Raw genomic sequence first — 22,417 nt, forward strand, 5'->3', positions numbered from 1 at the left:
CATGAAATTCACGATCAAACTCAAGCTGGGCTTGGCCTTTGCCGTCATGATCGTCCTGTTGCTTGCAACGGCGATCTACGGGGTTACGAGTCTCTCCGAGCTGAACAATGCGATGACGCAGATGTCCAACGGACCTGTCGCTCGCCTTGAGCTCGCCCAAAGGATCAGCGTGGCGCAGCTCCAAAGCATCCGTCAGCAGAAGAACCTGATCGCCGCCACGACTCCGGCGGAGATCGATGGGGCGCGCGAGAAGGGTGACGCAGCACGCGCCGAGTTGAAAAGCGCACTGGACAAAGCGCTGAGCATCGCCACGGAGCAAGGGAAGCCGCGCTGGCTGAAGATCCAGGAATTCGCCGCCAAGGCGGACGCCGCCGATGACCGCATTCGCACATCCATCCAGGCAGGAGCAGTGGATCAGGCCCAGCGCCTGTCGGTTACCGAAGCGCGCGAGGCCGCCAACGGACTGGACGCGGCCGTCGACGAGCTCGTGGCGCTGTCGAAGCAACAGCTAAGCGATGCCAATGCCGAGACCGACGTCCTTTACGAAACGACGCGAAACCTTATGGTTGGCGTTGCGGCGATTGCGGTCATGATCGCCTTGTTCGCCGCCATCTGGATCTCGATAACGATCAGCCGCGGCCTCGCCCGAGCCACCGCAGGTGTGCGCAACGTCGCAGAGGGTGACCTTACCCGCACGGTTGAGATCTCCACCAAGGACGAAATCGGCGACCTGCTTGGCCATGTAAACGTCATGATCGAACGCCTGCGCGGTGTTGTCGGCGACGCTCTGGCCGCTTCGACCAATGTCTCCTCGGGCAGCCAGGAGCTTTCGGCAAGTTCTGAAACCCTGTCGCAGGGCGCAACCGAACAGGCATCTTCGGCCGAAGAGGCGTCCGCCTCGATGGAGCAGATGGCCGCCAACATCAAGCAGAACGCCGATAACGCCGCCCAGACCGAAAAGATCGCCCGTCAGTCATCGCGCGACGCCGAAGCCTCCGGTCAGGCCGTCAACCGCGCCGTCGGTGCGATGCGCACGATCGCCGAAAAGATCTCGATCGTGCAGGAAATAGCCCGCCAGACCGACCTTCTGGCGCTGAACGCCGCCGTCGAGGCCGCCCGTGCCGGCGAACACGGCAAGGGATTTGCGGTGGTCGCTTCGGAAGTGCGGAAACTTGCCGAACGCAGCCAGGCTGCGGCTGCGGAAATCAGCGCGCTTTCGGGCGAAACGGTGCAGGTTGCGACCGACGCCGGCGAGATGCTCAACAAGCTGGTCCCGGATATCCAGAAGACCGCCGAACTGGTGTCGGAAATCTCCGCCGCCTGCCGCGAGCAGGATATCGGTGCGGCCCAGATCAACGAGGCGATCCAGCAGCTCGACAAGGTGACCCAGCAGAATGCCGGCGCATCCGAAGAGATGTCTGCCACCTCGGAAGAACTTGCCGCACAAGCCGAGGAGCTGCAGGCATCGATCGCCTTCTTCAAGGTCGACCAGACCGCGGGCAACAAGCTGCCAAAGCGGAATGCACCCGTTTCCAGCAACAAGCCTGCCGTCAGGCCCGCGCAGGCGAACCGCCCGGCGCCGCGCCAGTTCAAGCAGGACCATTCGGTGGTCGGCCAGCAGGCTCGCGCCAAGGGTTTTGCCCTCGACATGTCGATGGGCGGGCCGGACTCCGACGACGCGGATTTTCGCGAAAGCGCCTAAGGGCGCCTGAAGAGAACAAGACCCTGGGCTTCGGCCCAGGGGACCGTCGTCGCGTGTATGCGGCGACGTCGTGCCGGTTCGCCGGCCTGCAGAGGGTGAATGTATCTGCCTGACTGCGCTTGCAAAGCTACCATCTCCGGATGGAGCAGATTTGTTATCGCATTGCAATCGAGGGACACGATACCCATGCGCTTCACCATTAAGCTCAAACTCGCGATCGCCTTTGGCCTGGTGATATTGATGTCGGTCGGCATGGCCGTTCTGGCGATCATCAACCTTTCCTCGCTCAATTCCTCGATCACCAGCCTTGTCCAGGGTCCAGCAAGCCATCTTGAGAGCCTGAATGCGCTTTCGACTTCGCTAGCAAACACGATCCGCGGTGAGAAGAACGCCATACTGAATAACGATCCGGCGAAGATCAGCACATACCGTCAGAATGTCGAATTGGCTCGCAAGGAGATCGAAGAGACCCTGGCCGAATTCGAAAAGACGACTGATCCTCAACTGCGCTCCAAGATCGGGGAGATCCGGTCAGTCTATCCTTCGTTCGTCGCCTTGCAGAATGATGTGCTGACTCTCGCTACCCAGAATACTACCGAGAGCAACCAGCGCGCCGGCGAGATTTCGATGACCGAGGGCGCTGCCCTGGTCAACCGCCTGCTCACGCTGATGTCGGACCTGACGGGTCTTATTAAGACCGATCTGCATGCCACGGACGAAGCCACCAACGAACAGTACTCCAACTCGAGGAACCTGCTCATCGGCATGGGTATCGGACTTGTCGTGTTCTCGTTCCTTGTCGCTCTGTGGATCGCCCTTGGGATCAGCTCCGGCCTTCGAAAGATCATGGGTGTCGCCAACGCCGTCTCCATCGGCGACCTCAACCAGAATGTCGAGATCAAGACGAATGACGAAATCAAGGATCTCGTCGATACGATCAATGTGATGACGGCCAACCTTCGCAATACCGCGAACATCGCCGATCAGATTGCCAATGGCGACCTGATGGTTTCGCCGAAGCCGCTTTCCGACAAGGATATTCTTGGTTTGGCGCTCCAGAGCATGGTGGAGCGCCTGCGCGGTGTCGTCGCCGACGCGCTGGCCGCTTCGACCAATGTCTCTTCAGGCAGCCAGGAACTTTCGGCAAGTTCGGAAACCCTGTCGCAGGGCGCCACCGAACAGGCATCGTCCGCCGAAGAGGCCTCCGCCTCGATGGAGCAGATGGCGGCCAACATCAAGCAGAACGCCGACAACGCCGCCCAGACGGAAAAGATCGCCCGTCAGTCGTCGCGCGACGCCGAAGCCTCCGGTCAGGCCGTCAACCGCGCCGTCGGTGCGATGCGCACGATCGCCGAAAAGATCTCGATCGTGCAGGAAATCGCCCGCCAGACCGACCTTCTGGCGCTGAACGCCGCCGTCGAGGCCGCCCGTGCCGGCGAACACGGCAAAGGATTTGCAGTGGTCGCTTCGGAAGTGCGGAAACTTGCCGAACGCAGCCAGGCTGCGGCTGCGGAAATCAGCGCGCTTTCGGGCGAAACGGTGCAGGTGGCGACGGACGCCGGCGAGATGCTCAACAAGCTGGTCCCGGATATTCAGAAGACCGCCGAACTGGTGTCGGAAATCTCCGCCGCCTGCCGCGAGCAGGATATCGGTGCGGCCCAGATCAACGAGGCGATCCAGCAGCTCGACAAGGTGACCCAACAGAATGCCGGTGCGTCCGAAGAGATGTCTGCCACCTCGGAAGAACTTGCAGCTCAGGCCGAGGAGCTGCAGGCATCGATCGCCTTCTTCAAGGTCGACCGCGCTGGGTCGGCGAGAGACAGGGCACAGACTGCTGCACGGGCTTCCGGAACATCGAGAGCGGCGCCGAAGCCCGCTGGCAAGGCTGCCGGCGCGCAGCGGACCGAGCATTCGGTTCTGGCCCAGCAGGCTCGCGCCAAGGGCTTTGCCCTCGATCTTTCCATGGGTGGGCCGGATTCCGACGACCACGACTTCAGAGAGAGCGCATGACGCGGATCAAGGCTGGCGAAGCGGGCGGACATCCGCCCGCCGACCTTCAACGACTTACGATCCAGCGGCAAGGCCCGCATCCGAGAGACATCTCAAGGGAAACGACAGATGCGTTTTACCATTAAGCTGAAATTGGGTTTGGCCTTCGGCCTGACAATCACTCTGCTGGCAATAACCGCGGGATACGGCGTCTTCAGCCTTTCCAAGCTAAACGCCTCGGCAACCGGCGCGGTTCAGGGACCTGCGCTGCGGCTGGAACGCGCTCAGGATCTGGCCAATCTGCAACTGCGCATCGCGCAGTCGCAGATGAGTATGGCAACGGCTGAAAGCCCCGCAGCCGCGGTCAAGATTGCCTTGGCCAGTGACCAGTACCGGAGCGAGTATCTCGAAAAGCTGACCTGGTTGAGGGGCGCGGTAACAACCGAGGCCAGCAAGAAGGGCCTCGATGATATTCGCGGCATGTCCGAACGTCTTTTTTCGGTCGATGACACAATTCGCGAGCTCGCTACCACGGGCAAGAGCGATGACGCGTTGCGGCTGGCGCTTGGTGACGGAAGCGCGATGATCAACGAGATCACCAAGGCGCTGGATGCGCGCGTTGCCTCCAGTAAGAATCTCATGATCCAGGCGGCCAGCGATATCGACGAAAGCTATGCCGTTACGCGGAACCTGATTTTGGCGATGGCCAGCGCCGCGCTTGTCGTCGCGATTGCCGCGGCCCTTTGGATCGCGTTCGGCATCAATGGCAATTTACGCAGGATCAAAACCGCCGTCAGCGCGGTTTCCGTTGGCGATCTCAACCAGGAGGTCGCGATCAAGACAAACGACGAAATCAAGGATCTGGTCGATACGATCAACGTGATGACGACAAACCTGCGCAACACCGCAGCGATTGCCGATCGTATCGCCGCGGGCGATCTGACGGTGGAGGTAAAGCCGCTTTCCGACAAGGATGTGCTGGGGCTGGCGATGCAGAGCATGGTCGCCAACCTGCGTGTCACTGCCCATGTGGCGGATCAGATCGCCAATGGCGACCTGATGGTTTCGCCGAAGCCGCTCTCCGACAAGGATGTGCTGGGCATCGCATTGCAGAGCATGGTGGAGCGTCTTCGCGGTGTCGTCGGCGACGCTCTGGCCGCCTCCACCAACGTCTCTTCAGGCAGCCAGGAACTGTCGTCGAGCTCAGAGCAGCTCAGCCAGGGCGCAACGGAACAGGCGTCGTCCGCCGAAGAGGCTTCCGCCTCGATGGAGCAGATGGCTGCGAACATCAAGCAGAACGCCGACAATGCCGCACAAACCGAAAAGATCGCCCGCCAGTCGTCCCGCGATGCCGAAGCCTCCGGCCAGGCCGTCAACCGCGCTGTCGGTGCCATGCGGACGATCGCCGAAAAGATTTCGATCGTACAGGAAATCGCCCGCCAGACCGACCTTCTGGCGCTGAACGCCGCCGTCGAGGCGGCCCGTGCCGGCGAGCACGGCAAGGGATTTGCAGTGGTCGCTTCGGAGGTCCGAAAACTTGCCGAGCGGTCCCAGGCCGCAGCTGCGGAAATCAGCGCTCTTTCCGGTCAAACGGTGCAGGTGGCGACGGAAGCCGGCGAGATGCTCAACAGGTTGGTCCCGGATATCCAGAAGACCGCCGAACTGGTGTCGGAAATCTCCGCCGCATGCCGCGAGCAGGATATCGGTGCAGCCCAGATCAGCGATGCGATCCAGCAGCTTGATCGGGTGACGCAGCAAAATGCCGGTGCTTCCGAAGAGATGTCTGCCACCTCGGAAGAACTTGCAGCTCAGGCCGAGGAACTGCAGGCATCGATCGCCTTCTTCAAGGTCGACCGCGCCGGTTCGATACCGCGAAGCCAGATCGCCGCTCCCAAGCTGGGCCCGGCGAAATCCTCGGCGCACAAGAACTACACCTCACGGGCGGCTGAACAATCGGTGACGGCGCAGCAGGCCCGCGCCAAGGGTTTTGCCCTCGACCTGTCAATGGGCGGGCCGGACTCGGATGACGATGATTTCAGGGAGCGTGCATAATGGCTGCAATATCTTCCGAAGCGCAATTCGTAACCTTCGCCCTCGGCGATGAGCTTTTCGCGGTCCCTGTGGAAGTGGTCCGCGAGATCCTCGACCACGAGGAACCGTTCAAGATCCCGCATGGCCCGGAATACCTTCTGGGGCTGCGCGATGTGCGGGGCCAGGGTGTCCCCGTCATCGATCTTCGCCTGCGTCTCGGCATGTCGAGGACCGTCAAGACGCCGCATACGCGGATCCTGGTGCTCGACGTGCCTGTCGGCGGTCGCGTTCTGGCCCTCGGCCTCGTCGCAGACCGGGTTTTCGAAGTCGTGCCGTTCCGCGACGAACAGATAGAGTCCGCCCCGGATATCGGCGTGCGCTGGCGCTCGGACTATATCGCGGGCGTCGTGCGGCGGGACGGCGGCTTCGTCGTCATCGTCGATCTTGCGCGACTGTTTTCGGATTCCGGTTCGGCCCTCGCCGATGTCGGCCCGCAGACTCAAGTCGCGTAAGAACAGGAACGCGGACCTGAAAGGCAACATGACGGGGGTGAACGCGTGAGCATGGCGATGAGAGGCCAGCCGCTGGACGATCGACTGAGCGAGCGCAATTTCGACGTACTGGCGGGATACATATACAACTACAGCGGCATAAAGATGCCGCATACGAAAATGACCATGCTGGAGGGGCGGCTTCGGCGGCGCCTGCGGGTCACCGGCATGCCGACCTTCGACAGCTATTGCGACTATCTCTTCAAGCAAGGCGGCATCGAGGCGGAATCGATTTTCCTCATCGATGCCGTCACCACCAACAAGACCGACTTCTTCCGTGAACCGAAACACTTCGAGTACATGACGACAGCGGCGCTGCCGGACATCCTGAGGAACTTCAAAGAGCGGCGCATCCGCACCTGGAGCTCCGCCTGCTCGACAGGCGCCGAACCCTACACCATGGCCATGGTGCTGTCCGACTATCTCACGGCCAACGCGCCGGAGAGGGACTATTTCGTACTCGCAACCGACCTTTCCACCGACGTGCTGCAAAAGGCCCAACGCGGCATCTATCAGAGCGAACTTCTTCAGCCGGTGTCTTCCGAAATGATGCGGAAATACGTGATGCGGGCGTCGGATGCTCGCCGCCAGGAAATGCGCATCACCCCCAAACTCCGTTCCCACGTGGGGTTTGCAAGGCTGAACCTGATGGACGACGCTTATCCCGTCGGCGATCCGATGCATATCATCTTCTGCCGCAACGTTCTGATCTACTTCGACAAACCGACCCAGAGCCACGTGCTGACAAGGCTTTGCGACCGGCTGATGCCGGGGGGGTATCTGTTCATCGGTCATTCCGAAACGGTGACGGGCTTCGATCTGCCGATCAGACAAGTCGCAAACACGATCTTCAGGCGGGTATGAGCATGACCGGCAAGATCCGCGTCCTGATCATCGACGACTCGGCGAGCGTCCGGCAGATTTTGTCTTCCATCCTGTCGGCCGATCCCGATATCGAAGTCATGGGGGTCGCCAACGATCCTTTCATGGCGGCCCGCAAGATTCGCGAAGAAATCCCCGACGTCATCACGCTCGATGTCGAGATGCCCCAGATGGACGGCATCACTTTCCTGCGCAAGTTGATGTCGCAGCATCCGATTCCGGTGGTGATGTGTTCATCGCTGACGGAAGCCGGATCGGAAACTCTGATGCAGGCGCTGGAAGCCGGCGCCGTGGATGTCATCCTGAAGCCAAAGATCGGCGCCGCGGATCATCTCGCCGAGGCGGCCGATCGCATTCGCACTGCGGTCAAAGGTGCCGCTCGCGCCCGGGTCGGCAAACTGCGCGCATCGCGACTTGCGGAAGGCGGCACGACCGCCAAGCTTACCGCGGATGCGATCCTGCCGCCTCCAAAGATTGGCGCCATGGCGAAAACAACCGAAATGGTCGTCTGCGTCGGCGCGTCTACCGGCGGCACCGAGGCATTGCGCGAGCTTCTGGAGGCCCTGCCCGCCAATTCGCCGGGCATCGTCATCGTCCAGCATATGCCGGAGAGATTCACCGCCGCTTTCGCCCAACGCCTCAACAGCCTCTGCGAGGTCGAGGTCAAGGAGGCGGCAGATGGCGATCCCGTTCTGCGCGGCCATGTGCTGATTGCGCCCGGCGACAGGCATATGCTGCTCGAGCGGCGTGGTGCACGCTACGAGGTCTCGATCCGGTCGGGACCGCTCGTCAGTCGGCACCGCCCCTCCGTCGACGTGCTGTTCCGCTCCGCCGCGAGGTCGGCCGGCGCCAATGCCATGGGCGTGATCATGACCGGCATGGGCGACGACGGTGCCCGCGGAATGAACGAGATGCATCAGGCCGGCGCCTATACGGTAGCCCAGGACGAAGCCACCTCCGTCGTCTTCGGCATGCCGAAGGAAGCGATTGCGCATGGCGGCGTCGACAGGATCGTGCCGCTCGACCAGATCGGGCGGGAAATCCTCGCTGCCGACCGCCGGCGGTGAAATCTGCCAACTCGGCCTTCATGCCTCGTTAACCATGTTTGGCAAGAATGGCGCCACGCATCATGAGGGTGCGGTGAGAGAGCAATTTGCGCTCAGCAGCCGGACAAGGACCCCAAGATGCCAGTCATAACCTTTGCCAACACCAAGGGCGGAGCAGGCAAGACCACTGCCGTGCTTCTTCTCGCCACAGAACTCGTTGAGCAAGGCTATCGCGTCACGATCCTCGACGCCGATCCGCAATACTGGATCTCGCGCTGGCACCAACTCTCCCCGCCGGACGACAAACTCAACGTCATCTCCTATGTCACCCAGGCCTCGATCGAACGTCATATCGCCGAAAATCGGCACAAGACGGACTATTTCGTGTTGGACCTGCCCGGCGCCCAGAGCCCCCTGCTCGCCAAGGCGATCGGCCTGTCCGACCATGTGCTGATCCCGATCCAGGGTTGCGCCATGGATGCCCAGGGCGGCGCCAATGTGCTGGAGCTCCTGCATTATCTGGAAGAAAAGGCCAACCTTCGTGTGCCGCATTCGGTGGTGCTGACGCGCGTCAACTCCATGGTGACGACCCGGGCCCTGCTGACGGTCAAGATGCTGCTCGCGCAGCGCAACGTCGACGTGCTCGATACGCCGATCATCGAACGTGCCGCTTTCCGCGATATCTTCGATCTCGGCGGCACGCTTTACACGATGGACGAAGCCCGCATCAGCAATCTCGACAAGGCCCGCCAAAATGCGCGGCTTTTCGCGCTGGAAATGCTCCGCCGCGTGCCGCTGCACAAACGCGCGGCGCTCTCGAGCCGCTTCATTCGCGCTGCCTGAGCCGGTCTCAACTCGATCTCCAGCTTGACATCAGACGCGAGGTTAGGCGCCGCTCGCTCGCAGGCCTTCGAATCCTTGAAATCGATCGACACGCTCCCTCAGCTGGATGCAAGAAGTTCCCGCAACGCCAGCCGCTTGTAGGTCTCCACCATTGCATCTCCCCGTTGACGCTCAACGGAAATGGCCAGTCGCATGGTGGATGTGCCGAGATACATGACCAGCATGGCCCGGTTGAAAAGTTCTTCCGGATCCGCCTGGGGCTGAATGTACCGTAGCGCTGCGGCGACAATGGCGCCGTTTTCGCGAGCATCGGCGAGATCGATATCCTGCAATGCCTTGTCTGCCTGCGTACCCGACCAGATATCCCGCATCACCGGTTCGGCGAGGAACAGGCCGTAATAGGTATCGATCAGGCCGTTGAAGGCGCCGGCGAAAGCTGCCTCATCGCGCACCGGCTCAATAGCTTCCCGGATACAGGCCCGGCCCTCTTCGTTGTAGCGCTCGGCGAGGGTGCGGACGACCGCGGCCTTGTCCGGGAAAAATTGGTAAAGCGAGCCAATCGGGACGGCCGCCTTTTCCGCCAACTCACCCATTTTCATCACGTCGCTCCCGCCACGCGCGATCAGCTCCTTTGCTGCCGACAGGATGCGCTCAACTCTTTCGCGACTTCGTTTCTGCTGCGGTTGTCGTGGGCTTGAGACAGAAATTTCCATTCTCTTTCCGTACCTTGATTCTGAACATGAAGAATATTCGCATTTCTTGTTGACAAATGCAACGCGAGGATTTATCACATTTAAAACATGAGAAAACTTCGCATTTGGGAGATGGAAACATGGAAAAGCCAATTCTCATCATCGGCGGCAAGGGCAAGACCGGTTCGCGCGTTGCCGAACGGCTGCAGGCCAAAGGCAAAGAAATCCGCTTTGCGTCGCGCCCCACCGGTTTCGACTGGACGGATCGCAACACTTGGGCCGCAGCGCTCGAAGGCGCGGCTGCGGCCTACATCACCTACTACCCCGATCTCGCCGCAAAGGGTGCAGCGGACAATATCGACGCGCTGGCGAGGCTCGCAGTATCGCTCGGCGTCAAACGTCTCGTGCTGCTGTCCGGCCGCGGCGAGCCGGAAGCGCAGGAAAGCGAAAAGCGACTGATCGCCTCCGGCGCAGAATGGACTGTGGTTCGGGCAAGCTGGTTCAATCAGAATTTCGACGAAGGCCAGCTGGCGCCGATGATCCTGGACGGCGCAGTCGCCCTGCCGGTAAGCACTGTGCGCGAGCCTTTCATCGATGCCGGCGATATCGCCGACGTCGTCACGGCGGCGCTGACCGACACGCGCCATATTGGAGAACTCTATGAGGTAACCGGGCCGCGGCTCCTCACATTCGCGGAAGCGGTCAACGAAATCGGCCGGGCGAGCGGCCGCGAGGTCGCTTTCCATACAATCTCCAACGAGGAATTCGAGGACGGATTGAAGTCAGCGCAAGTGCCCGCCGATCTTGCCGAACTGCTGGTCGAGCTGTTCACCGTGGTGCTCGACGGGCGCAACGAGTATCTGACCGACGGCGTGCAACGCGCGCTTGGCCGTCCGCCCAGGGATTTTGCGGATTATGCCCAACGTGCCGCAGCCCGCGGCGCCTGGACGTGACTTATGCCGGCTTCGTCTTGATCACGGTCACCGTGCCGGCATCGGCATCAACGGTCACCCAATCACCGGTCTCGATAACAGACAGCGGGTCCTGATCGAGATCGGTTACCGCCGGCACGCGGGTGACGACGGCACCGAGCGCGATCTTCGTCGTCATCCGCGTAAAGATCATCGCCGCAGGCTGAACGCCGTTCAATCGCGTCATATGGAAATAGGCCGACCAGCCGGACGAGCCCTTGGCACCGGGAAAGACCAGAATCTTGCCGGCGAATGAAACTCCTTTAAGCTCGTGGCGACGTTCTATGATTGCGCCAGTCCGCTCGTTGATGCCGCCCCAGCCGGAAATCGTCTCTGTCGTCACCAGCGCCTCGCCCTCTGCGCGGCCTCCCACCACCTTGCGTCCCTTGAGGACGATGGTTTCGGTCTTGGTTTCGGCCGCAATATCCATCAGGCCCTCCCGCTCCATGTCCCCGTCAACGCGGCGTTGACGCAATCGCGCACGGAGCCGAACCAGCCCTGCACCCCGGTGATCGCCGGCAAGTAATGCGCCTGCTTGGCGGAATCGGTGGCGATGACGCGGGTTCCTGACGGCAGGCGCCGGGAGATGGCGGGACAGGTGTCGCTCATTACGACGCCGCCCGCTTCCTTGATGACATCGATATAACCGTTGCGTTCGGCGACCTGCTTGATGGCTCGCGGGGTGTGCACCCACAATGCCACATCCGGGTGAATCCGCTTGCCTTCAAGGAGATGAGCGACCAGTGACATCTGGTCGATGGAATTGTGCGGGCAGCCAAGCATGATGAAATCGACCTTTTTCTCCGTCGCACTCTGCAGCTTCTCATAGGTCTCGCGCCGCTCCGCGACCCCGTAGCGGAAGATGCCCTCAACCTTGCGCCCGCCAAAGGCTTCCTCGATCGAATTCGCTTCCGGGGTAATGCCCGGGATGTGGTACATCTCGACACCACCGGACGATGCGGCTGCCGCGCCAAAGTGTTTGAGTTTGATGAGATCCGGCCGGCGGGCAGCGCCGTTTACGACCGGGATATCCTCACCGACCACCTCGCCGAGGTAATAGCCCAACAACCCCCAATCCATCATCTCGTCGACCTCGATATCGAGCTCGACCAGATGGGTGCCTCGACGGTTCTCGGTGATGTGGAAGCCCCAGTAGGGAATTCGGCCGGTCAGCGCCGCGGCACCGGTGCTTTCCTTGCCTTCGACATTGGTGCGGGCGCCGAGCACGGAGTTGCAATAGATGACCGCAGACGACTCCATCCACGCGCAATGCTCGCCCTTCACAGGCACGTTGCCGACTTGATAGGGCGTACAGGTGGCGAACATGTTGACGCCGCGGCGGCCGAGAAATTTTTCGTTTTCCCGCTGCATGTCGAGCAGCGATTTATCGACGCCCTGAAGTTCCCAATTGTCGTTGTCGATGCCGGTGATGAGCTGGCAGGTATGCGCCACCATGTGCGGCACTTCCACCACCTCGTCGCTGTCGAGGTTGAGCTCGGAATAGACATGCTCCATGCCCTTCCGGGCAATCGGCTGCACCGAAGGGGTCGAGGCGTTGAAGGCGCCCGCGACATTGTTGGTCTCCACCAGTCGTTCGGCGCCAAGCGCCTCGCCGTAGCGGACGAGCAGATCCATGGCGCGCGCCTTTGCGCGGCCGTGTTCGCCGTCATACATTGCCTTTTCGCAGTCGCTCAGCTTCATCGCGTCCTCCTCACGATGCGGCGCGCATTTCCTCATCGGACCAGCGATAATGCTTCTTCTCGACATTATCGGAAACTCTTTCCCGCAAAGCTGCAAGATCGATCTGGTGCACGCTGCCGGTCCCGGCAAGATCGAGAGCATTGGCGGCCGCCATGCCCATGCCGATGCAAGGCCCCATGACCCTGACGCTCGAGAGCGCTGCAGAGTCGGCATCGATGCAGCGGCCGGCGGCGGCAACATTGTCGCATTCGTCCGGCGTCAGGCTGCCGAGCGGAATGTAATGGGTATGGTCCTTGTCGAAGGTAATCCAGTGATGGCCGTCGCCATGATCGTGCAGCTCGATCGGCCAGGCGGTCCGTGCGACGGCATCGTCGAACCTCGTGCCGGCCTGGATCTCATCCACCGTCAGGTGATGCCGCCCCGCGATCCAGCGGGTCTGGCGGATACCAGGCAGGCCGAACGAGCGGATGCGGGCATTGCCGAAGCATTCCGGAAACTCCGTCTTCAGGAACTCGACAGCACGCGCAGCCTGATCCTTGCCCTCAAGCGCCTTTTTCGAAGCCTCGACCGGATCGAGCGGCGTCTCCACATGAGTCATGTTCATGGCGGCAATGCCGCGTCCCGGGATGGTGAAGCCAAGCCCTTCGCGACGCAGGAGGCCGTAGCTCGCCGCCTTGTCCTTCATCCGGTCGGCGATCTCGTAGCGCGTCGGCTGCTTTGCCTCGTCGATATTCTCCAGCACCACCATCTGCGTGCCGAAGACGCCGCCCCTTTCGGGCTCGCGGCAGGCAAACCCGGCCTGCCAGACGAGGGCAGCATCGCCGCTCGCCTCGACCCAGCCCGTGGCCTCGACAGATACGCCGCCGTAACGCGTCATGAAATCCGTCTGGACGATACGCCTTCCCTCGACATGCACATCGAGAATGGTGGCGCCAAGCACGACCTGAATTCCCGCATCGAGAACGCTGCTCTCCATCCAGCGGCCGAGCACCACTTCGTCATAATAGACGACGGTGGTGTTGGGCCCGTGCCGGTAGTGGACAGCCTTGTCCTGTGTTTCGAGATAGGCAAGCAGCTGGTCGGCAACGCCATGGGTGAACTGATAGCCGTGAGTACCGTTCGAAAAGAGGCCGCAGAAGGTGGAGATGATGGAATTGACCGCCTGGCCCCCAAGTGCTGCCTGCCCATCCACGATGACCACCGTGCGACCGAGCCGTGCGGCTTCGAGGGCTGCCGAAATCCCGGCGATGCCGGCGCCGACGACGCAGATATCTGCCTTCAGCTTGCGAAAGGGCGCGGCCTTTTCGCGCCTGACGATCCGTGTTTCCCTGCTCAGCATCTGCGTCATCACGCCTCTCTCGCATGGTGCCCTGTGTCTTCCCGGCACTTATCAGTCGGATGGTAACCGAAGATACCATCGCCGGAACCCGGCAAGTGGCGCGATCAGCTTTCGTGTTTTGCGAAAGCTGGGAAGCGAAGGACGCGTGATCTCAAGTCAGAAGGCAGGAATAGCCTGCGCTGGAATTCCTTGGTCAAACCGTTTCTGTGCATAAGCAATGAACTCGGCGACGACATTCCTGTTCATCTTGATCCGCGGCACCGACGCCTTCACCCACAAGGGCTCGACCGGAAACTCCGGCATCACCTCTTCCAGCATACGATTGTCCAGATCCGATTGCGCGAGGAACCGCGGCAGTATCGCGAGGCCCAACCCCTGTCTGGCGGCTGCAAGCAGGATACGGCTGTCGTTCGCAGTGAAATTCGAGGTTATCTCCACGTTGAGTGTGCTCGATTCCAGCTGGAAAGTCCAGGTCGTGCCGATCGTGTGGAACGTGATGCATTCATGACCGACCAACTCCGTCGGGGTCTTGGGCCTTCTGCGGTTCGCGAAATAGCTCGGCGCCGCGCAAAGAACCCGCGGATAGGGGCAGAGCGGATGGTCGATCACATAGGCATAGGATTGCGGCAGCGCGCCTACCGCCACGTCGAAACCCTCTTCCAGCGGGTTTACGGACCGATCGAGCAGAACGATCTCCATCTTGACCCGCGGATTGGCCGCCTGGAAGGCCGCGCAGATATCGCCGAAGAACATCGAGGTCAGTGTCGTCGGCGCCTTGATGCGCAGTGAGCCGGTCAATCCCAGTTCCTGCGTGTTGGGAGTGGCCAAGGTCTCCTCGATCTCTCCGACCAGAAGTTGCAGCCGCGGCCTTAACCGCTCCCCGTCGAGCGTCAACGCCAGACGTCGCGTCGTGCGCACGAAAAGCTGCGTTTTCAGATGGTCTTCGAGCCGCCTCACCCGTTTGGTGATGACGGAAGTCGCAACACCGAGATCGCGACCGGCTGCGGAAAAACTCCCGGCGCGGGCAGTTGCAAGAAAGGCTCCGATATCGAGAAGTATATTCACTGTCTTTCTCATTTCGAGAAAAAATCGGAATGGCATCAGACATGCAAATCGAAGCCTGCGCAACTCGACTGTTAATTACAACGCGCGCTATGAAACTGGAATTCCGCAGTCACTCTTTCGACGGCCCTGGTCTCGGAAAGGCGCAATGCCAGCCAGGCAGACACGGCCGACCAGGCGGCGCGCATATAGGCATCCGCCCGGTAAAGCGCCGCGTCAGGGTCGTCTTGCATCACCATCATCCGCTCGCTCAGCGCCTCGAAATCGTCGAGAACGACAACCAGCGCCTCTGACGCATCGGGATGTTCGGCAGAATAGGCATCCACCTCGTCCCGCACCTTCTGCAGAAAAACGGCAAGCCCCCTGCCCTCGTCGCGCCAGAGGCGGCGCGTCAGAAAATCCAGCGCCTGCATGCCCGTCGTGCCTTCATAAATCGTCATGACACGAGAGTCCCGCAGGTATTGCTCAAGGGGCCAGTCACGGGTGAAGCCGACGCCGCCGAGCACCTGGATCGCTCGATGGGCGACATCGAAGCCCGTCTCAGCTCCGAAATTTTTGACCAGCGGCAGCATCCAGCCCGTGAAATCTTCCAGCCCCGGCTCTGCGTCTAGCCGAGCGAGATCCATGGCCGTCGCCAGTTCCAGCACTGCTGCGCGCAAAATTTCGGTCGAACTGCGTATCTCATGGAGCTGTCGACGAACATCGGGATGGCTGGCGATCGACACCGGCGGCTGGTCCGCCGGGCCGCCCTGCCGGCGCTCCCTGGCATAGTCCTCGGCAATATCGGCGGCGGCAGAAGCGATGCCCAGCCCCTGGCAGCCTGTGAGAAGCCGCATCAGTTCGATCATCGTGAAGAGCTGCGGCAGGCCTCGCCCTTCCTTGCCGAGCAATATGCCCTTCGCATTGTCGAACCGCATGGCGCAGGTCGGGGATCCGTGCAGGCCCATCTTCTCCTCGATCCGGTCGACCGTGACCCCGTTCGGCTGGCCCTCGACGAAATTCGGCACGAGAAAGAGGCTGACGCCGCGCGTGCCCGGCTGATTGTTGGTGCGGGCAAGCAGGCAATGGCCAATGCGCGCCCCCATGTCGTGATCGCCGAAGGAAATCCAGATCTTCTGGCCAGTGATGAGCCATTCGCCATCTCGCTGCTCGGCCTTTGTCCGAAGCCGTCCGACATCGGACCCGGCCTCTGGCTCGGAGATGCAGATCGTGGCCGCCCATTCGCCCGAGGCGAGCTTGGGCACCCATTCGTTTGCGGTCGCCTCGTCGGCGGTTTCGGCCAGAAGATGCGCGGCGGCGCGCGTAGAACCCGCGGCCATCATCAGGGCGACGCAGCCGCGCTCGAAGAGCGGTGCGCAAGCGGCATGCAGGGTGAGTGGAACGGCCTGCCCGCCGAATTTCTCCGGCACGTCCATTCCGAGCCAACCAGCTTCGGCATATTGCCGAAACGCATCGGCAAAACCGTCAGGCGTCTTCACCCGACCGTCAACGACCCGTGCGCCGATCCGATCACCGACCGTATTCAACGGCGCCAGTACGCCTTCGGCAAAACTCGCCGCTTCCTCGACGATCGCCACGACCGTCTCATCGTCGCAATCCTGCCGAAGATCACGCAGCCGATGCCAGCCCGGCGTCAGAGCCAGCAGCTCCAGCGTACGGTTTGCCTGATCCGCGAAAGACATCGGCATCACCGCGGCTGCATGCGAATGGCGCCGTCGAGCCGGATCACTTCGCCGTTGACATACTGGTTCTCGATCAGGAACCGCACCGCATCTGCAAACTCCGCCGGATCGCCGAGTCTTGACGGATAAGGGATGGCAGCGGCCAGGCTATCCTGCGCCTCCTGCGGCAATTCGTAGAGCAAGGGCGTCAGAAAAATGCCGGGCGCTACCGTGTTGACGCGGATGCCGAAACGCGAGAATTCGCGTGTCGCCGGCAGCGCCAGGGAGACGATGCCGCCCTTGGAGGCCGCATAAGCCGCCTGGCCGACCTGCCCTTCGAAGGCTGCGACGGAAGCGGTGTTGACGATCACGCCGCGCGCCTTGTCTTCCCGTTCCGGCAGTGTCGACATACGCTCGGCCGCAAGCCGCATCATATTGAACGTGCCGATCAGGTTGATGCGGATCACTCTTTCAAAATCCCCCAGCGGCATCGGGCCTTGCTTGCCGAGGATGCGTCCCGCCGTACCGATGCCTGCGCAATTGACGAGAATTCTAAGGCCGTCTCCGGCCTGAGCGGCAATATCCAGCGCATGCGATGCATCGTCTTCGCTCGTTACGTCGCCCAAAAGCGCCGCGCCGCCAATTTCACTCGCCACCTTCTCGGCGGCTGCCGAGTTGCGGTCGAAGATGTGCACGATCGCTCCGAGCTTCGCGAGCAATCGTGCCGTCGCCTCGCCGAGCCCCGATCCGCCGCCGGTTACGACCGCGCTCGCCCCTTCGATCTTCATGCCGCAAGCTCCTTCCCCACCCGGATGACATCTGTGCCGTCCGCATAAAGCGCATCGACAAGATCGCTGCGTTGAGCGAGCACGGCTCGCTGGTTGATCGAACCCTTGTCGGTCACCTCGCCCTTTTCGAAACGCAGCGGCTCGGTCATCAGCATCACACGCATGATGCGCGTCGCCGAACCGCTCGCCTGCCGCTGATGCTCGGCGAGGCGAGAAGCGATCGCCGCCCTTACCTTGGGGTGAGCGACCACCGCCTCATCCGAAAGACCGCTCTCGCCTGCGATGATCTCCCGCAAAGCCGGCATGAAAGGCACGACGAGCGCGCCGAGTTCCGCCCGATTCTCGCCAGTGATGACAGCATCGCGGATCAGTCCGCCGAACTGGTTGACGAATTGCGCGCGCAGCATGCCGACGGCCACCCAGGTGCCCGTCTGCAGCTTGAAATTCTCCGCCGTCCGGCCGTCAAAATAGAACCCCTTGCTCGGGTCGCCGGGAACCGCAAATTTCACGGCATCGCCTATGCGATAAAATCCTTCTTCATCGAAAGCAGCGGCCGTCAGCGTCTCGTTCCGCCAGTAGCCGGGAGTGATATTCGGACCCTTCAGGCGCAGTTCGTACTTGTCCTCGAAGGGCACCAGCTTCAGCGTAACACCTTGAGCAGGGATCCCGATATTGCCCGGCTTGTCCTGAGGATCGGTGCAGAAGAGCGAAAATGGCGCCGTTTCCGTGGAGCCCAGGCCCGTGCCGAGTGGGATACGTCCCCCCACCGTCATTTCCGCAAGTTCGGTCAACGCGTCCCAGGTGTGCTGTGCCATACCGGCGCCGGCATACATCATCATTTTCAGGTTCCTGAAGAAGTTCTGGCGGAGCGTATCGTCCTCGCGCATTTCCTGCACCAACATCTCGTAACCGGCAGGAACGTTGAAATACCAGGTGGGCGAGATCTCCCTCAGATTGGCGATCGTCTGGCCGATCAGCTTCGGCGTCGGTTTGCCACGGTCGATGTAATAGGTGCCGCCGTGATAGATGACGATGTTGAAGCACTTGTTGCCGCTCGCCGTATGGTTCCACGGCGACCAGTCGACGAGGATCGGCGGCTCGTCCCGAAAATAACCGTAGCAATCGGCCACCATTTCCTGGTTCGAACAAAGCATGCGTTGCGTCTGGATCACCCCCTTAGGCGAACCCGTAGTGCCGGAGGTGAACAGGAATTTCGCGACCGTATCGAGGCCGACGGCATCGAAGGCCTGGTCCACGGCCGCAGTCGGCTCTCTTCGGATGACGTCATCGAACTGATAGGAATTGGGGCGGTCACCCGGCAGATTGCGGGTGGCAACGAATGGAGTGTCGGCGCCGAAGGCTATATCGACTGCTTTGCGGAAGACGGCTGCGTCATCGGCGAACACCAGGCCCGGCGTGATCTGCGCGGCAATTTCAGCAAGTTTGCCAAAGTCTGAGGATAGCGTTGCATATGCCGGCGCGATCGCTGCCGAAGGGATCCCGACATGCTGCGCGCCTAGCGCTATCAGCGCGTGTTCGATCGAATTTTCGGAGAGAATGACGAGTGGACTTTCGGCAGAAAGTTTCAGGTCGAGCAGGAACTGGCCGATGCGCCGTACCCGGTCGAGCGCCTCTCCATAGGTTACGGTCCGCCAGCCGCCCGTCGCGTCGCGATCGGCCATCCAGGCGCGATCGGGCGCAGTCTTTGCCCAATGCACCAGCCGCTCGTTGAGCTTGTCCGGATAAGCACCAAGTGGATCTTCCCGCCAGACCAGGAACTCGCCACCCGGCCGCTCCTCCCACTTTACCACAGGCGACCACAGCTTTACATCACGCGCGGATTGACCGGCCATGACACTCCTCCCAGACGTCAATGCCTCCACAGGCTTCCAAAAATTTGTTTACAAGGAAACAATCTCCATGTAAACGATCAAAAACTCAAGGCGGATGAATGGGAGCGTCCGTTGCTGGAGGAGTAAGCAGAAAATGGCCGATCAGACGGCAACGAGCTTCGTCACCTATGAACTCAAGGGCAAGATCGCCCATATAGGTCTCAACCGCCCCGAAAAGCGCAACGCCATCAGCGACCGCTTCGTCGAGATGATCGCCGAGGCAGTAGCCCGCGCCGAAAGCGAGGCGAAGGCCGTCGTCCTTTTCGGTCATGGCGACCATTTCTGCGCAGGGCTCGACCTTGCCGAACATGTGAAGAAGACGCCGATCGAAGGCGTGCGTGGTTCGCGCCGCTGGCATGCGGTATTTTCCGGCATCGAGCACGGCACCATCCCGTGGATTTCTGCTCTGCATGGCGCGGTGGTTGGCGGCGGCCTGGAGCTTGCGGCGGCCACGCATATCCGCGTTGCAGATCGCTCCGCCTTTTTTGCGCTGCCGGAAGGCCAGCGCGGCATCTTCGTCGGCGGCGGCGGCTCCGTGCGGGTCGCGCGGCTGATGGGCGTGGCACGTATGACCGACATGATGCTGACCGGCCGTGTCGCTTCCGCCGAGGAGGCGGAGAGCTGGAACCTCGCCCAGTATGTGGTCGAAAAAGGCACTGCGCGGCAGAAGGCGCATGAGCTGGCCGAAGCGGCCGCGAGCAATGCCGAGATTTCCAATTACGCGGTCATCAATGCGCTCCCGCGCATTCAGGATATGGCGAAGGAAGACGGCCTGTTCGTGGAATCCTTCATCTCCTCGTTTACCGCCACCAGTCCGGAGGCCGAGGAACGGCTGCGGGCCTTCCTGGAAAAACGGGCTGCACGTTTGAAGGCGCCGGGTTCGGCCTGAGAGGACATCATCATGGATATGCCAGTCCGCACGTCAGAAGACGTCGATCTAGACCGGCTCAGCACGGCGCTCGGCTTCCTGATGCGGCTCGCGCAGCTCAAGATCTATGAACGTTTTTTCGAGGAAGTCGGAGAGTACCACCTGAAACCGGGCGAGTTCTCCGTTCTCTGGGTCATCCTTCACAACCCCGGCATCCGCCAGAGCGTCCTCGGCCAAAGGCTGATGATCAAGCGCGCCCACATGACCAAGCTCATCCGCGCATTGGAAGATCAGGGCCTCGTCACGCGCCGGGTCCCGGATGACGATCGCCGGGCGGTTGAAATCACACTTACGCCGGCTGCCGCAGATAAAGTCAGGCAGGCAAGCCATTGGTTTTTTACCTACGAGGATTCCGTCGGCGCCAACCTTACCAAGGACGAACGCCAGCAACTGACAGGCCTGCTGCGGAAATTCGTCGGGATTGACTGAAACAGGATCGGGAGGAGCCGGCCTTGAATATCGATGAACTGCTCGCGATCGACATCCATACCCACGCGGAGGAGCCCTGCTGCGGTCCGCGCGACGACGGCTATGACGAATTCCAGGCCGGCATGGCGAAATATTTCAAGAACCCGGCCGGCCACAAGGGCATGCTGCCGACGGTGAATGAAACTGCCGTCTATTATCGCGAACGCAAGATCGGCTGCGTGATCTTCCCGGTCGACGCTGAGCGGGAAACGGGCTTTCGTCGCTACAACAACGAAGAAGTGGCGATGATCGCCGCCGAAAACAGCGACATCATGATCCCCTTCGCCTCGATCGATCCGGCGAAAGGCAAGGCCGGCGCACGGGAAGCCCGCCGCCTCGTGCGGGAGTTCGGCGTCAAGGGTTTCAAGTTTCACCCGACCATGCAGGGTTTTTACCCCAACGACCGGATGGCCTATCCTCTTTATGAGGCAATCGCCGAGGAAGGCGCAATCACGCTCTTCCACACCGGCCAGACCGGCGTCGGCGCCGGCATGCGGGGCGGCATGGGCATGCGGCTCAAATTCTCAAACCCCATCCATCTCGATGACGTGGCTGTCGATTTCCCCGATATGCCGATCATCCTGGCCCATCCTTCCTTCCCGTGGCAGGAAGAGGCGCTGTCGGTCGCGACCCACAAACCGAACGTCTATATCGACATGTCCGGCTGGTCGCCCAAGTATTTTCCGCCGATCCTGGTGCAGTACGCCAATTCCATCCTGAAACACAAAATGCTGTTCGGCTCCGACTGGCCGGCGATCACACCCGACCGCTGGATGGCGGACTTCGCCAACATTCCGATCAAGGACGAGGTGCGGCCGCTGATCCTCAAGGAAAACGCCCGCAAGCTGCTCAAGATCTAGGGACGAAGCTCTTTCGGACCACCAGTTCCGGAATAACCCGCTCGTAACCCGGCGCAGCGTTCGGGTTTTCCAAGCGATGCTCCAGAAAGTCGACGGCGCGCGCCGCCATGACGGCCGGGTCCTGCCGGAACGTGGTGAGCTTGTAGCTGAGCCAGTTCGCCTCCGGCACATCGTCGAATCCAATTACAGCCACATCTTCCGGAATGCTCAAGCCCAGTTCGTGGCGGATAAAATCCATGACACCGAAGGCGATCTGGTCGTTGGCGCAAAAGACCGCATCAGGCTTTTCACCGGAGGAAAACAGGTCGCGCGCCGCTGCGGTGCCGCTGTCATAATCGGAGTCCGGCCCTCTGGCCGCCACGACGTCCATATCCAGGGCCTGGGCGGCGGCGAGAAAGGCGCTTTCGCGCTCCGCGATGCTCGGCGTGCGGGACAGCGAACCAACCACCGCAAGCCGCCGCCGACCGGCTTCCACGAAGGCATTCGCCGCGTTGCGGGAGGCTTCCGAATTGCCGGCGCGGACGTGGTCCACATTCTGCTCGGAGCGGCCGATTACCACGAGCGGCTGCCCGTTTCGTTGCGCGAGTTCGAAAAAACTCGCCGGCGGCGAACCGGAGATGATGATCGTCGCCTCGGCGCGGTGACCGATCAGCATCTTCTGGGCGGCCAGTAGTTCCTCCTCCGTTTGACCCGTGTTGATCAGGATCGGAATGCTGCCGCGCCCAATGAGCGCCTTGGCGAGTGCTGCCGTCAGATGGGCCCGAAAGCCGAGCTCCGGCTTGGTAGCGACAATGCCTACAAGCCGGCTCTGGTTGGCGAGCACGCCACGCGCCAGATCGTTGACGTGGTAGCCGAGTTCTTCCGCTGCGCGCATTACCTTTTCCCGCGTTGCCGGCGCAACGCTGGCGCCAGGTGTGAAGGTGCGGGAGACGGCGGAACGGGAAACGCCGGCCAACTTTGCTACCTGTTCGGCGCTGACGAAGCGCATCCTCTTTTCGTCCTTCATGCTTT

The 22,417-nt window shown here is 61.4% G+C and carries 20 protein-coding genes; 11 read left to right on the plus strand and 9 right to left on the minus strand.

The features are described 5' to 3' along the window. The first annotated feature begins 1 nt into the window (after position 1). From C5L13_RS14015 to C5L13_RS14045, 7 genes are all read left to right on the plus strand, one after another. Positions 2–1,702, plus strand: a complete 1,701-nt coding sequence (locus C5L13_RS14015; RefSeq protein ID WP_105383893.1) for a methyl-accepting chemotaxis protein — start codon at positions 2–4, stop codon at positions 1,700–1,702. 186 nt (positions 1,703–1,888) lie between these two features. Further along, on the plus strand, positions 1,889–3,712 hold the full coding sequence (locus C5L13_RS14020; protein ID WP_105383894.1) for a methyl-accepting chemotaxis protein: 1,824 nt from the start codon (positions 1,889–1,891) through the stop codon (positions 3,710–3,712). Positions 3,713–3,820: 108 nt separating this feature from the next. Continuing rightward, entirely contained in the window at positions 3,821–5,743 is a 1,923-nt protein-coding gene (locus C5L13_RS14025) for a HAMP domain-containing methyl-accepting chemotaxis protein (RefSeq protein WP_105383895.1), read from the plus strand. Continuing rightward, on the plus strand, positions 5,743–6,234 hold the full coding sequence (locus C5L13_RS14030; RefSeq protein ID WP_105383896.1) for a chemotaxis protein CheW: 492 nt from the start codon (positions 5,743–5,745) through the stop codon (positions 6,232–6,234). Before C5L13_RS14025 ends, C5L13_RS14030 begins: the two co-directional genes overlap by 1 nt. Positions 6,235–6,285: 51 nt before the next feature. Continuing rightward, entirely contained in the window at positions 6,286–7,137 is an 852-nt protein-coding gene (locus tag C5L13_RS14035; RefSeq protein ID WP_105383897.1) for a CheR family methyltransferase, read from the plus strand. 2 nt (positions 7,138–7,139) lie between these two features. Then, on the plus strand, positions 7,140–8,222 hold the full coding sequence (locus C5L13_RS14040) for a protein-glutamate methylesterase/protein-glutamine glutaminase (RefSeq protein ID WP_105383898.1): 1,083 nt from the start codon (positions 7,140–7,142) through the stop codon (positions 8,220–8,222). 117 nt (positions 8,223–8,339) lie between these two features. Then, complete coding sequence (locus tag C5L13_RS14045) at positions 8,340–9,044, plus strand: ParA family protein (protein WP_105383899.1); 705 nt, start codon at positions 8,340–8,342, stop codon at positions 9,042–9,044. 98 nt (positions 9,045–9,142) lie between these two features. Here C5L13_RS14045 and C5L13_RS14050 read toward each other — a convergent pair whose 3' ends face one another. Continuing rightward, a complete protein-coding gene (locus C5L13_RS14050) occupies positions 9,143–9,757 on the minus strand; it encodes a TetR/AcrR family transcriptional regulator (RefSeq protein WP_105383900.1) in 615 nt (204 codons plus the stop codon). A gap of 119 nt (positions 9,758–9,876) precedes the next feature. On the opposite strand from C5L13_RS14050, the gene C5L13_RS14055 reads away from it, so the two are divergent. Beyond that, the gene (locus C5L13_RS14055; protein WP_105383901.1) at positions 9,877–10,689 is read left to right on the plus strand and encodes an NmrA family NAD(P)-binding protein; all 813 of its coding nucleotides are present in this window, start codon (positions 9,877–9,879) and stop codon (positions 10,687–10,689) included. Position 10,690: 1 nt separating this feature from the next. On the opposite strand, the gene C5L13_RS14060 is transcribed toward C5L13_RS14055, so the two are convergent. From C5L13_RS14060 to C5L13_RS14090, 7 genes are all read right to left on the minus strand, one after another. Further along, entirely contained in the window at positions 10,691–11,137 is a 447-nt protein-coding gene (locus tag C5L13_RS14060) for an aconitase X swivel domain-containing protein (protein WP_105383902.1), read from the minus strand. Continuing rightward, entirely contained in the window at positions 11,137–12,408 is a 1,272-nt protein-coding gene (locus C5L13_RS14065) for an aconitase X (protein WP_105383903.1), read from the minus strand. Before C5L13_RS14065 ends, C5L13_RS14060 begins: the two co-directional genes overlap by 1 nt. 10 nt (positions 12,409–12,418) lie before the next feature. Then, positions 12,419–13,756, minus strand: a complete 1,338-nt coding sequence (locus tag C5L13_RS14070) for an FAD-dependent oxidoreductase (RefSeq protein WP_105383904.1) — start codon at positions 13,754–13,756, stop codon at positions 12,419–12,421. 147 nt (positions 13,757–13,903) lie between these two features. Then, on the minus strand, positions 13,904–14,812 hold the full coding sequence (locus tag C5L13_RS14075) for a LysR family transcriptional regulator (RefSeq protein ID WP_105383905.1): 909 nt from the start codon (positions 14,810–14,812) through the stop codon (positions 13,904–13,906). 71 nt (positions 14,813–14,883) lie between these two features. Then, entirely contained in the window at positions 14,884–16,491 is a 1,608-nt protein-coding gene (locus C5L13_RS14080; protein WP_170117267.1) for an acyl-CoA dehydrogenase family protein, read from the minus strand. A gap of 5 nt (positions 16,492–16,496) precedes the next feature. Continuing rightward, on the minus strand, positions 16,497–17,258 hold the full coding sequence (locus tag C5L13_RS14085; protein ID WP_105383906.1) for an SDR family NAD(P)-dependent oxidoreductase: 762 nt from the start codon (positions 17,256–17,258) through the stop codon (positions 16,497–16,499). Next, complete coding sequence (locus tag C5L13_RS14090) at positions 17,255–19,111, minus strand: feruloyl-CoA synthase (RefSeq protein ID WP_105383907.1); 1,857 nt, start codon at positions 19,109–19,111, stop codon at positions 17,255–17,257. Before C5L13_RS14090 ends, C5L13_RS14085 begins: the two co-directional genes overlap by 4 nt. A 133-nt stretch (positions 19,112–19,244) precedes the next feature. Between C5L13_RS14090 and C5L13_RS14095 the strand changes: the two genes are divergently transcribed. Genes C5L13_RS14095 through C5L13_RS14105 form a run of 3 tightly spaced genes read left to right on the plus strand, consistent with a single transcriptional unit; the run spans position 19,245 to position 21,406 of the window. Continuing rightward, positions 19,245–20,039, plus strand: a complete 795-nt coding sequence (locus C5L13_RS14095; protein WP_105383908.1) for a crotonase/enoyl-CoA hydratase family protein — start codon at positions 19,245–19,247, stop codon at positions 20,037–20,039. Between the two features lie 12 nt (positions 20,040–20,051). Continuing rightward, positions 20,052–20,507, plus strand: coding sequence for a MarR family winged helix-turn-helix transcriptional regulator (locus C5L13_RS14100; protein ID WP_105383909.1), 456 nt, complete (start codon positions 20,052–20,054; stop codon positions 20,505–20,507). A 23-nt stretch (positions 20,508–20,530) separates the two neighbouring features. Further along, on the plus strand, positions 20,531–21,406 hold the full coding sequence (locus C5L13_RS14105; RefSeq protein WP_105383910.1) for an amidohydrolase family protein: 876 nt from the start codon (positions 20,531–20,533) through the stop codon (positions 21,404–21,406). Here C5L13_RS14105 and C5L13_RS14110 read toward each other — a convergent pair. After that, positions 21,396–22,412: a LacI family DNA-binding transcriptional regulator gene (locus tag C5L13_RS14110; RefSeq protein WP_105383911.1), complete on the minus strand. Its 1,017-nt coding sequence runs from the start codon at positions 22,410–22,412 to the stop codon at positions 21,396–21,398. The two genes, C5L13_RS14105 and C5L13_RS14110, sit on opposite strands and share 11 nt — an antisense overlap. Positions 22,413–22,417 lie beyond the last annotated feature (5 nt).

Source organism: Neorhizobium alkalisoli (assembly GCF_002968635.1).
In the GTDB taxonomy this organism is placed as follows: domain Bacteria; phylum Pseudomonadota; class Alphaproteobacteria; order Rhizobiales; family Rhizobiaceae; genus Neorhizobium; species Neorhizobium alkalisoli.